This window comes from Nonomuraea glycinis (genome assembly GCF_035920485.1).
GTDB classification, from domain to species: Bacteria; Actinomycetota; Actinomycetes; order Streptosporangiales; family Streptosporangiaceae; genus Nonomuraea; species Nonomuraea glycinis.
This window is the reverse complement of sequence record NZ_CP109166.1, coordinates 327,047-338,318: the sequence shown is the minus strand read 5'-3', so window position 1 is coordinate 338,318 and position 11,272 is coordinate 327,047. Positions and strand designations below refer to the sequence as shown.

Here is an 11,272-nt window from a genome sequence, read left to right as displayed (position 1 = left end):
GATCACACCTCTCCGAGCAGATCGGCTTCGAATTCTTCGATTTCGCGCTGGCTCAGCGAGCTGAGCGACAGGTCCGAGGGCGTCAGGGCGGTGCTGTCCGGCCGCGCGGCATGTTCGATGATCGTCGCCAGCGCGGCGAACCAGTCCTCGCACACCGCGGCGATCAGGCTGGGCTCGGCCGCGACCGGCAGCCATCGCCAGGTGGCGCTGAACCGGGGACCGTCGGGCAGGTCCTGCGTGACCGCGTTGATCTCCACCGGGTGGACGATCGGCGCGGCGGGACTGACGTGATCGTTGAAGGCGTCGCGGCCCGGGATCAGCGCCCAGGGGCGCTCATGGCCTGCGGTGAAGCGGCCCATGTAGTTGAAGCGGATCAGCGGTCTGGGCCGTTCCGCGAGGATGGGCGCGGTCCGGGGGTTCAGGTAGCGCAGCAGGCCGAAACCCAGGCCCTTCCCCGGGACCTGCCGCAGCTGCTCCTTGATCCGCTTGAGCGCGCGGCCGGGGTCGGCGGTGCCGGGTACCAGGCGAACCGGGTAGGCGCTGGTGAACCAGCCGACGCTGCGGGACAGGTCGACGCCGCCGGCGATGGCTTCCCGCCCGTGGCTCTCCAGCTCCAGCAGCACGGCCTTGGCCGAACCGTCCTCCGGCTCGGGCGCCTGACCGGCCAGAGCCAGGGCCAGACCGGTCAGCAGGACGTCATTGAGCTCACACCCCAGTGCCTCCGGGACCCCGTACAACTTCTTCGTCAGCTCGGGGGGCAGGTCGAAGGTGGCCGACGTCATCGCGCCCATGAGGTCGTTCGCCTGCCCGCGCACGACGCTGATGGCGGGCCGGTCCAGGGTGTCGAGCCAGAAGGGCAGCTCGGCCTGGCGATCCGCGTGACAGGCGCTCGCGTGCAGGAGGTGCGCCCAGCGGCGGAACGGGATGAAGGGGCCGACCAGCTTCGGTTCCCGGCCCTGCCGGAGCGCCTGCCAGGCCGTGGCCAGATCGTCGATCAAAATGTGCCAGGACAACGCGTCGGCGGCCAGATGCTGGACGACCAGCGCGAGCCGGCCGGTCGCTGCCGGGCCGCGGTCGAACCACACCGCCCGCAGCAGCCGGCCCTGACGTGGGGCGAGGCGGCTTCTCGCGACGGCCGATTCAGCGTTGATCGTCCTTGCCAGTTCGGCGCCGGTCAACGCGGAGGCGTCGACGCGTGTGAGACATTCGGCCGCGGGCACGCTCCCGGCCGGGAGCACCTCCAGCGGCTGTTCCTCGTCCGTGGCGGCCATCGACAGGCGGAGCCCGTCGTGGGTGTCCAGCAGGGCCTGCAGGGCGCGCTCCAGCGTGTCGCCGGTCAGCCCGGCGGGGGTTCGCAGTACCACCGACTGGCTGAAGTCGTCGAGCGGCGCACCCCACTCGACCGACCAGCGCACGATCGGGGTGGCGGGAAGGAGGCCGGCCTCGGCGTCGTCATCGGCCGGCTGATCGGTCCGTACCGCCCGCGCCACGGATGCCAGCTTCGCCACCGTACGCAGCCGCAGCACCTCATCGGGCTCGATCAACAGGCCCTTCTGGCGTGCCACGCCGCACAGCCGGATCGCCGTGATGCTGTCGCCGCCCAGGGAGACGAACTGGTCGCCGACGCTCACCGAGGCCAGGCCCAGCACCTCGGCGAACGCTTCGGCCAGGATCTGCTCCCGGGGCGAGTCCGGGGATCGGCCGGCCTCGCGCTCCTCCGCCTCCGGCTCGGGCAGGGCGAACCGGTCGAGCTTGCCGTTGGGGGTGGTCGGGAGGCGATCCAGGAGCACGATGCCGGCCGGCACCATGTGCTTCGGCAGCGTACGCGCCGCGTGCGCGCGGATCTCGCGGATCAGCCGGGTACGGCGAGCGGGCGCCGCCGGTTCGTTGGCCGGCACGGGGCGCGCGACCGGGACCACGTCGACCGGGACCACGTCGACCGGGACCACGTCGACCGGGACCACGTCGACCGGGACCACGTCGAGCGGGGCGGCACCTGCGCCGCGGTCGACCAGTACCGCGTCGAACGCGTCGGGGGCCTGGTCCGACCAGGTCAGGTGGGTCTCGTAGCCGTGGCCGATTCCCAGATCCTGGAGCGCCCGCGGCTCGATGCCGTTCTGGGGACCGGCGATCGCGCGCCGGGCCCCCGCGAGGTCACCGGCGCCGAGCGAGCGGGCCGCGGCGACGTCCGCGGTGAGCCGCGCGTTGGGGATGCCGGACAGCCGCACCGCTCCCGGTCGCCGCAGGGCCAGATGGCGGTCCAGGGCGGTCAGGCTCGCCACGTCGTCCCCCCAGCGCAGGGCCGGCGCGGCAGGAGCCGGGTGCCCAGGGCCCTTCCGCATGATGACGTCGTAGCGGTAGCAGGTCAGCTCGTTGTGGTCGTCGTCCGGCTTCAGCAGGACCTGGACACCGGCGACGCCGGGCAGGTGGTCCCTGACCGTGGCGAAGAACCCGGGATCGAGCAGCAGCTCTCTCTCGTTCGCCATCCCGTGTTCCACCAGGGCCGCCAGCGCGGCCGGGGTGGAGTCCGGCGCGGCCCGCCGTAGCTGGACGCCGGTGTGCAGGACCCGGGCCAGGCGTAGGTTCCGCAGGTCGCCCAGGAACAGGTGACCGCCGTCGGGCAGCAGCTTCCAGGCTCCGGCCAGGACGTCCATGACGTAATCGATGTTCGGGAAGTACTGCACCACGGAGTTGAGGATCAACGTGTCGAAGAAGCCCTCCGGCAGGCCGGTGAAGTCATCGGCCGGCTGCGCCATGACCCGCACCTTGTCCGACCATGCGGGACGGGCGTCGATCGAACGTCGCAGGGACTCGATCGCCTGGGCTGACAGATCGGTGCCCCAATAGCTCTCGGACGCCCCCGCGAGCTGGGAGAGGATCAACCCGTTGCCCACGCCGATCTCCAGGATCCGGCGTGGTCCCAGGGCGGTGATCCGCTCGACCGCCGCTCGCCGCCACCGGCGCATCTCCTCGACGGGGAGCTGCCGGCCGGTGTAACTGCTGTTCCAGCCCTGGAAGTCGTCGCCGAGGGGGCGCTGTGCGGGCCGGCCGTACAGGGACTCGTTCACCTGGCGCCAGGCCTCGACGATGTCCTCGGTGGCGCGGTCGTCCTCGGCCGCCGTGGTGGGTACGACGTACGCGATCAACCGCTTGACGCCTGGACGGTTCTCGCGGTCCACGACCGCGACGTTCCGCACCCCGGGGCACCTGGCGATCGCCGCCTCGACCTCGCCCGGCTCGATGCGGAACCCGCGGATCTTCACCTGCTCGTCGGCCCGGCCGAGAAAGTCCAGCCGGCCGTCGGGGCGCCAGGCGGCCAGGTCACCCGTGCGGTACATCCGTGATCCGGGGCTGCCGAACGGATCGGCGACGAAACGCTCCGCGGTCTGCCCGGGCCGGCGGAGGTAGCCCCGCGCCAGCCCGATACCGGCGATGTAGATCTCACCGGTCCGGCCGGGAGGGACCGGGTTCAGGTCCTCGTCGAGCACATGGACGGCGACGTCGGAGATGGGGCGTCCGATCGACGGCTTGACGCCGGGGGTCAGGGGGGTGGACATCGTGGCCATGACCGTGGCCTCGGCCGGGCCGTAGCTGTTGAACATCCTGCGGCCCGGGGCCCAGAGCGCGGTGAGCTCGGCCGGGCACGGCTCACCACCGACGATCACCGTACGCACGGTGGGCAGGTCCGACGGTGACATCGCGCCCAGAAGGGTGGGCGGGAGCGAGATGTGGGTGAGGTCCAGACCGGCCAGTTCGGCGGCGGAGACCAGGCCCCGGGTGCCCGCCAGGACCAGGGTCGCGCCGCTCAGCAGCCCCAGGCACAACTCCCAGAACGCCGCGTCGAAGCTCGGCGAGGCACAGTGCAGGACCCGGTCGCCGGGGCCGACGTCGAGCAGCTGGACCTGTGCGCGACTGAAGTTCGCGATGCCGACGTGCGGAACGAGGACGGCCTTGGGACGTCCGGTGGATCCCGAGGTGTAGATGACGTAGGCCGGGTGATCGACGCTCAGTGGCATCGTCCGCCCGGCGTCGGTGAGACCTTCCTCCGGTGCCTCCACACGGGTGCGGGACGCCGGTGACTTCGCGCCGGTGCGGGACGGCGGTGTCTTCGCGCCGGTGCGGAGCGGCAGTGCGTCGATCTCCCAGATCGGGCAGGGGGCCTCAGGCAGCCGTGGCGCGGTCGGCCCGTCGGTGAGCACTGCGGCGGGCCGGGCGTCCTGGAGCATGAAGGCGATGCGGTCAGCGGGGTAGCCGGGGTCGACGGGCAGATAGGCGGCGCCGGCCTTCAGCACGGCGAGGACCGCGACGACCTGCTCGATGGAGCGCGGCAGCGCGAGCGCCACCACCTGCTCGGGGCCGATGCCGAGCTCGACCAGCGCTCGCGCGAGCCGATGCGCACGGAGACCGAGCTCCGCGTAAGTGAGCGTCTCGGTCCCCGAGACGACCGCGGGAGCGTCGGGGTTCCGGAGCACCTGACGTTCGAACAACGCCGGGAACGGCTCCGGAGCCACGGTGGGGTACGGGACGGGCAGGGCGAGCTCGGCAGGACCTTCGCGAAGCTGCTGCATGCCGGGAAGCTGCTGCATGATGGGCAGACTGGCAAAGCCCCGGGGCCGATTGAAGATCTGGCACCCAACCTGCAGCGAACCTGCCGACGTCCTGCCTGTCCTGTTCCCGCGACCGGGCGAGGGCGTGCGCTTTCCGGGCGTGCGCTTTCCGGGCGGCCGCTCGGCGTTCCCTTCGTCACGTGATCGCGAGGAGCCGAGCCTGATCGGCCCTGGGCAGCGGCACGTCGTGGATCCCCGCGCACGCCTGCCGGACGATGTTGAGCATCGAGATGAAGTAGCTGCCGTGCCGCTCGACGCGGCGCAGCAGGCCACGGGTGAACAGGACGTGCAGCGACCGGGTCAGCTCCGGCTGGGACAGGCCGGTCACTCCGACCGCGTCGTCGACCGTCCAGCAGTCGTCGATCTGCAGGAGCCGGTTGAGCAGCGTCCGATGGGGCTTCGGCAGCGTCTCGATGCTGCGCAGCACCGAGGCGTAGAGCATCGGCTCAGGATGATGGCAGATGAGGGCGTGCAGATTACGCGGGTCGTCGATCAACTGCTCGTACAGGTGGGGGAGCGGCTCCATGAGGCACCGGGAGGCGGCCAGGCCGAGAGCCGCCGGCAATCCGTCGAGTATCCGGCAGAGCCCGGCGACCATCGACGCGTTGGCCGGGTTCAGGCGGAAGCCGGGCTGGACGGGAGCGAGCTGCCGTAGCAGCAGGCTGACCGCCGGGATCTGGCCCAGGGAGTCGAGGTCCCGCTCCTGACCTGGTTCGGGCACCGCCAGCGGAGCCAGGGGGAGGACGCACTCCCCCCGGATGCCCAACGGCACGCGGGCCGTGGCCACCACGGTCACCTGCGGGCAGTCCGTCAACAGGCGGAGCAGCGCCGGGGCGCGGACCGGGACGTCGTCGATGCCGTCCACGAAGACGATCATCGGCGCCGTGCCGATGATCGCGGCCAGCTCGCCGCTGGTGTCCGCCTGGCCGGTGATGAGTTCGGCCATGGCCTCTATCAGGGTCGGCGGGGCCGGGTCCGGGATCCAGTCGCCGCGGGTCTCGGCGACCGGCACCCACAGCAGGGGACTGTCGGACTCGGCATGCACCCGCTGGCTGATCTCCAGAGCCAGCCGGGTCTTGCCGACACCGCTGATGCCGGTGATCGTCAGCAGTCGCTGGCGCGGCTCCGCCGCCAGTAATCCGGTGATGGCGTCCAGCTCGTGGTCTCGCCCCACCAGACCGTCCGTGGTCCACACCGGCGCGTCGATGCGCATGCTCTCCGTGACCATCTTGTCGAGATGGGAGCTCTCGATGAGGGCGGCCCGGCTGAAGGCGGTCCGGGCCTGCCCGGTCAGGCGCAGCGCCCCGGCCAGAAGGGCCACGGTCGCCCGGCGCGGGGAGGCGACCCGGCCGCTCTCCATGTCGCGGATCGCCCGCACGCTGATCGTGGACAGAGCCGCCAGCTGTAGCTGGGTGAGGCCGCAGCGAAGCCGCTGTTGACGTAGGACCTGCGAGAAATTGCCTTCCGCGCGTGCGCGTACCATGGCTCACTCCGGGATCATGACAGTTGATCAAGAACTGCGGTGCATGCGTAAACCATCGGGAAATCGTCGTCGTCGGTCCTCATCGATGACCACGGCGCTCAGTCGGCGCCCCGGTAGGCCAGCAGGGCCTGAGGGGAGGTCAGCAACGGCAGATGGAGGTCGGTCGTGGTGCCGCGGACCCGGAAGACGAAGGACGCGCGGACGAAGAGCGGCAGGCACCCCTGCAGCGTGTAGTAGCTGTCCAGCTCCACCTCGACCTGATAGGTGGCCGCTCCCACGTCGGGGCCTTCGGCCAGCACCAGCCGGCCGTCGCCCCCCGTACGGCCCGACGCCAGTTTGATCAAACCCGTCGCCGTCTCACAGGCCAGGCTGGCGTCGACTTCCGCGCAGGGCCGGCCGTTCGCGGCGTCGAGAACCTGGATGGAGATCTTCATGCGCCGAGCCAGCCTTCCAGCCGACGGCAGGCGATGGTCACCAGCTCCTTCCTGGTCTCTTCGAGATCTGATTCGGGACTCAGCGATGTGCGGGTGTCTCCGGCGCGCGCACGCGCGTTCGCCGCCGCGATGACGAGCGAGTGCTCGGCCGCCGCCACCGCCGAGCAGACGGCCGTCACCACCGACCGAGCGGTCCAGTAAGGGCGGCGCGCCAGCACGACGTCGATCCATGGGCCGTCGCAGCCCAGGCAGTCGATCAGCAGGCCGCGCGCCTCGTCGCCGGGAAGGGCGTTGAACCGCCGCACCGGACCACCGCCCAGGAGCGCGGCCAGCGTCGTGGCGAGCACGTCGGCCCCGGCGACCAGGGCCCGCTCTTCGGTGTCCTCGACGGGGGAGTGGCTGACCCCGCCCTTGCTGGGCACGAAGATCATGCCGATCGGGGCGCGGGCCGCGATGATCTGCGCGTCGTGGCCGGCCCCACTGGGCATGGCCTGCCAGGACAAGCCCAGAGACGACGCCGCGTTCGCGATGACGCTCCGCAGCCCGATGTCGGTGCGCACGGGAGTCGATCGGTCGGAGACCCGCAGGTCGATCTCGACGCCGGACGCCTGGGCCACGTGCTCGGCCATCGAGCCCAGCAGCCGCTCGCCGACCTGGATCCGGGCGGCGTCGGTATCGCGGATCTCGGCGTTGAGGCGGACCAGGCCGGGAATCGTGTTGACCGTGTTCGGGGACACGTCCAGGTATCCCACGGTCGCCGTCGAGCACGCGTCGAGCGTGGTGGCGAGGCTCTCCACCCGGGCGACCAGCTGGGCGGCGCTCACCAGGGCGTCCCGGCGGTCACGCATGGGCGTGGTGCCCGCATGCTGCTGCTCGCCGCGCACCTCGCACGTGAATATGGTGCGGCCGACGATGCCGTCGACCACGCCGATGTCCAGGCCGAGCCGCTCCAGCACCGGCCCCTGCTCGATGTGCAGCTCAAGGAAGGCGGCGATGCGGCCGGCCGGCCAGACGGCCTCAGCCAAGCGCTCCGGCTCGCCTCCGGCGCTCAGCAGATGCTCCCAGGCCGGACGGCCCTCGCGGTCGACGATCTTCTCCGAGTCGGCGTCCAGCGAGCCGGCCATCGCGCGCGACCCCCAGAAGGGATACTGCACGAGCGCGCCTTCCTCGTTGGCGAACCCCACGGCCACCGGCTCGAAGCCGTCGATCGTGGCCCCGGTCTCGACCAGCACGGTCAGCGCTTCCAGCGCGGCGGCCACGCCGTAGGCGCCATCGAGCCAGCCGCCCTGCCGGACGGTGTCGAGGTGCGAACCGAACAACACGACCGGCCGGTGCGGGTCGGCGTCCTGGCGCCTGATCAGCAGATTGCCGGCCGGGTCGATGTCACTGGTCAGCCCGGCCTTCTCGGCCAGGTCCTGGAGGAATTCCCGCGCCCGGCCCTCCTCGGCGCTCAGCCCGAGCCGCGTGATTCCCCCTTGCGGATCGCCGCCGATCTGGGCGAGGCCGCGCAGCGCTGCGAGGAAACGATCGGCATCGACGTGGAGCGGGCCGGTCGCGAAGGCCGCCATGGCGGTGCGGGTGTCCCCGGGGGCGTGGGCCAGGACTGGATCGGTGTGGCGGGTCGCGGGCCCGCCTGAGGGATCGGACATGATCGGGACAGGCGCCTGGGCGGCTGCGTCGTTCGGCCTCATCTGGATTCCCATCGCGTCGGTTGCGAACCCCGTCGATGGCCAGCCTCGGAAACCTGCCTATCAATCGGCTATCAGTGACGTGTCACAGGGCGACGGCCGGGACGCGTCTCTAGGTTCCGCATGCGGGGAACGTCATCTGGCGCGGCGCCGGCGCGGTGCCGTGCCCGTCGTCCAGGTGCTCGTACAACGCCATGGCCCGCTCGAACTGCCACGCGGCCGGGACGGGCCGCTGCTGGATCAGGTCCAGGGAGCCGAGCGAGTAGCGCATCGCCGCCTCGCCGCGCTGGTTCCCGTGCCGGCAGGCCGCCTTGAGCACCGCTTCGTGGCTTTCGCGCCAGTCGGACAGGAGGGACTGCGAGGCCAGCAAGGGGGCGACGCTCAGGGCCAGGTTCCACGCGTGCTCCACGAGCCCGGCGGCCGCGGCCTGCCGGATGCCGGACAGGAGGAACGGCCACTCCTGCTCGTACCAGGACAGTGGTTCGGCGAGTAGCCGATCGAGGAGCGAGGCCGGGAGCGGCCATCGGGAGGCGCGGCCGGCCGGGAGCGGGAAGCCGCCGGAGCGCTCGCGACGGCACGCCTCGTCGGCCACGAACAGCAGGCACCCGACCAGGCGTTCCAGCGCGGAGCGTCGCTCTGCCGGGCTCTCCTCCTCGACAAGTCGCTCGAGCGCGAACGACCGGGTCAGGGCGTGAAACCGATAACGGTCCGGGCCCGGACCGGACACCACGTCGAAGAGATACGCTTCGGCCAGCTCCTCGATGACGTCCTCGGCTCGCAGCGGGTCCGTCTCCAGCAGAGGCGCGCCGACCCAGGCGGGGAAGCCGGTCGCCGCCGACAGCGCCAGAAGCCGGAAAAGCCTGCGGGCGTCGGGGGACACGGCGTCGTAGGACAACGAGATGCTGGCCCGCACGCCCATCTTGCCGTGGTTCAGCTCGTCGAGCCGGTGCGTCTCGTCGGTGAGCCGTTCCACGAGACCCGCCACCTTCCAGTGCGGTCGCGCGGCCAGGCGGGCGGCGATGATGCGCAGCGCGAGCGGCAGACGGTCGCAGAGGTCGCAGAGGTTCTCCACCGCTTCTGGCTCCGCCCTGACCCGCTCACGCCCGATGACGCGTTCCAGCAGGGCCACGGCGCCGGCCCGGCTCATCGCGGGGATCTCCATCCGCTCGGCCGGCAAGCCGGTCAGCCGGCGGCGGCTGGTGACGAGGACCGAGCACTGCCCGCCCCCCGGAAGCAGCGGCATGACCTGCTCCTCGGACTCCGCGTCGTCGAGGACGATCAGCATGCGGCGTTTGCCGAGCAGGTTCCGGTAGATCTCCCCGCGTTCCTCGGCATCCTCTGGCAGACGGGCGCCGCTGACGCCCAGGGCGCGTAAGAACCGGCCGAGGATGTCGGCCGGGTCGGCGGCCCGGGAGCCGGCATGCAGGTGCGCGAAGAGCTGGCCATCCGGGAAGTCGGCCGCCATCAGGTGCGCCAGGTGGACCGCGAAGGCCGTCTTGCCCACACCGCCCCGGCCGTGGAAGACCGTGACCGGAAGGGCCTGGTCCGCGCTCGCGGCCCCGACGGCGTCGCTCAGCGCACCCTCGATCAGGTCGGTGCGCCCGGTGAAGTCCGAGATGGCCGGCGGCAGCAGCATGGGGACGCCCGGCTGCGCCGGTGGTGCGGAGATCGATGCGGCCGGCGTGTGCGGTGCCACGTCGAGGGTGTCGCCGAAGGGCGCGGATCTCGCCCATGATGCGGCCGGTCCGAGGACGTGCCCGCCGGTCAGCATCTCCCGGTGCAGGGATCGCAGATCCGCGCTGGGCTCGATGCCCAGCTCGTCCATGAGAACGTGGCGGACATTCCGGTAGACCTGCAGCGCTTCGGCCTGACGCCCGTGGCGGTACAGCGTCATCATGAGCAGGGCGTGGAATCGCTCACGTAAGGGGTGCTGCCGGGTGAGAGTCGCGAGTTCGCCCGCCACGTCCTGATCCAGCCCTGCGGCCAGCTCGATCTCGATGCACTGCTCCAGAGTGCGCAAGCGGCGCTCCTCCAGGTGCACGACGCGATGCTGGATCGTCGGGGCGGTGATGTCCGAGAGCGCCGCTCCCCGCCACAGCGCCAGCGCCCCCCGCATGCTGGCGATGACCGAGGCGTGGTCGCCCTGGCCCAGGGCGCGCCGGCCTTCGGCGACGCGGGCGTCGAAGATCTGGGTGTCGAGGGTGCAGTCGTCCAGTCGCAGCAGATAACCCGGCTTACGCGTCTCGATCAGGTTGGCGCCGTGCGCCCTGCTCATCACGCGTCGCAGCCGGGAGACGCAGAAGTGGATCTGTTCGCGGGCCGTGGACGGAGGATCGTCCTCCCAGACCGCGTCGATCAGCCGGTCCGTCGAGACGACCTTCTCCGGCTCCAGGAGCAGCATCGCGAGTACGATCTTCTGGCGCATCCCTTCGATGTCCATGGGACCGTTTTCGGAGGCCGCTTCGAGTGGCCCGAGCACGGAGAAGTTCATCCGCGCCCCCGAGTCGTTGTCCGCCCGATGGCGTCCCGCGGAAAGGGGAGTTTCACGATGATCGATAAGGGGGGTTCGGCGACGCTCAGATATTGATCACGGGAAAGGGGGTGATGGACGCTCAAGACGGGCACGTTCACGATGGCTCTGTCCTCAGGATGACCCAACCGCTCGGGGAATGTACCGCCAGGATCCGGCTGAGCGTGAACGCTACTCCAACGTGATTTATATTCGCTTTTGCTCGTACAAAGCGGGTGCCCGCCCGCAGGCTGTCCGCTGCCGCAAGGCGTCGGCTGTGGACGGTATTGTGCGATACGGCCTTTCCGTGAATGATCTTCTGTAGAGGAGGATCATGCGTTTCAGGATTCTCGGACCGCTGGAGGTCGAGCGAGGTGGAGAGCAACTTCACCTCGGGGGCCGGCTCCAGCGCGTCGCCATGGCGATCATGCTTCTCGACGCCAATCGGACTGTGCCGGTTAATAGGATGATTGAGGCGATATGGGGAGATAACCCCCCAGAGACGGCCCGCAATCAGATTCAAATCCGGATTTCTCACCTGCGCCGTCTGC

General features: G+C 70.8%; 5 protein-coding genes and 1 pseudogene. 1 reads left to right on the top strand and 5 read right to left on the bottom strand.

Annotated elements, in window-relative coordinates; all coding sequences use genetic code 11:
• Window positions 1-2 precede the first annotated feature (2 nt).
• The 5 genes from OHA68_RS01590 to OHA68_RS01570 form a co-directional block, all read right to left on the bottom strand.
• Window positions 3-4,586: a non-ribosomal peptide synthetase gene (locus OHA68_RS01590; RefSeq protein WP_327106015.1), complete on the bottom strand. Its 4,584-nt coding sequence runs from the start codon at window positions 4,584-4,586 to the stop codon at window positions 3-5.
• 157 nt (window positions 4,587-4,743) lie between these two features.
• Window positions 4,744-6,090, bottom strand: a complete 1,347-nt coding sequence (locus OHA68_RS01585) for a helix-turn-helix domain-containing protein (RefSeq protein WP_327106014.1) — start codon at window positions 6,088-6,090, stop codon at window positions 4,744-4,746.
• 98 nt (window positions 6,091-6,188) lie between these two features.
• A complete protein-coding gene (locus tag OHA68_RS01580) occupies window positions 6,189-6,524 on the bottom strand; it encodes a hydroxyisourate hydrolase (RefSeq protein WP_327106013.1) in 336 nt (111 codons plus the stop codon).
• Window positions 6,521-8,173, bottom strand: coding sequence for a Zn-dependent hydrolase (locus OHA68_RS01575; RefSeq protein ID WP_327106012.1), 1,653 nt, complete (start codon window positions 8,171-8,173; stop codon window positions 6,521-6,523). The genes OHA68_RS01580 and OHA68_RS01575 overlap by 4 nt, the downstream gene beginning before the upstream one ends.
• 151 nt (window positions 8,174-8,324) lie before the next feature.
• The gene (locus OHA68_RS01570) at window positions 8,325-10,652 is read right to left on the bottom strand and encodes an AfsR/SARP family transcriptional regulator (protein WP_327106011.1); all 2,328 of its coding nucleotides are present in this window, start codon (window positions 10,650-10,652) and stop codon (window positions 8,325-8,327) included.
• 403 nt (window positions 10,653-11,055) lie between these two features.
• Between OHA68_RS01570 and OHA68_RS45270 the strand changes: the two are divergent.
• Window positions 11,056-11,271 (top strand): annotated as a pseudogene (locus OHA68_RS45270) (AfsR/SARP family transcriptional regulator); the annotation flags it as partial.
• Window position 11,272: the final 1 nt, after the last annotated feature.

What these genes read in the sequence shown, in the direction of transcription:
- OHA68_RS01570 (WP_327106011.1), bottom strand. Translation starts at nt 10,652, where the DNA reads ATGGACATCGAAGGGATGCGCCAGAAGATCGTACTCGCGATGCTGCTC.
- OHA68_RS01575 (WP_327106012.1), bottom strand. Translation starts at nt 8,173, where the DNA reads ATGTCCGATCCCTCAGGCGGGCCCGCGACCCGCCACACCGATCCAGTC.
- OHA68_RS01580 (WP_327106013.1), bottom strand. Translation starts at nt 6,524, where the DNA reads ATGAAGATCTCCATCCAGGTTCTCGACGCCGCGAACGGCCGGCCCTGC.
- OHA68_RS01585 (WP_327106014.1), bottom strand. Translation starts at nt 6,090, where the DNA reads ATGGTACGCGCACGCGCGGAAGGCAATTTCTCGCAGGTCCTACGTCAA.
- OHA68_RS01590 (WP_327106015.1), bottom strand. Translation starts at nt 4,586, where the DNA reads ATGCAGCAGCTTCCCGGCATGCAGCAGCTTCGCGAAGGTCCTGCCGAG.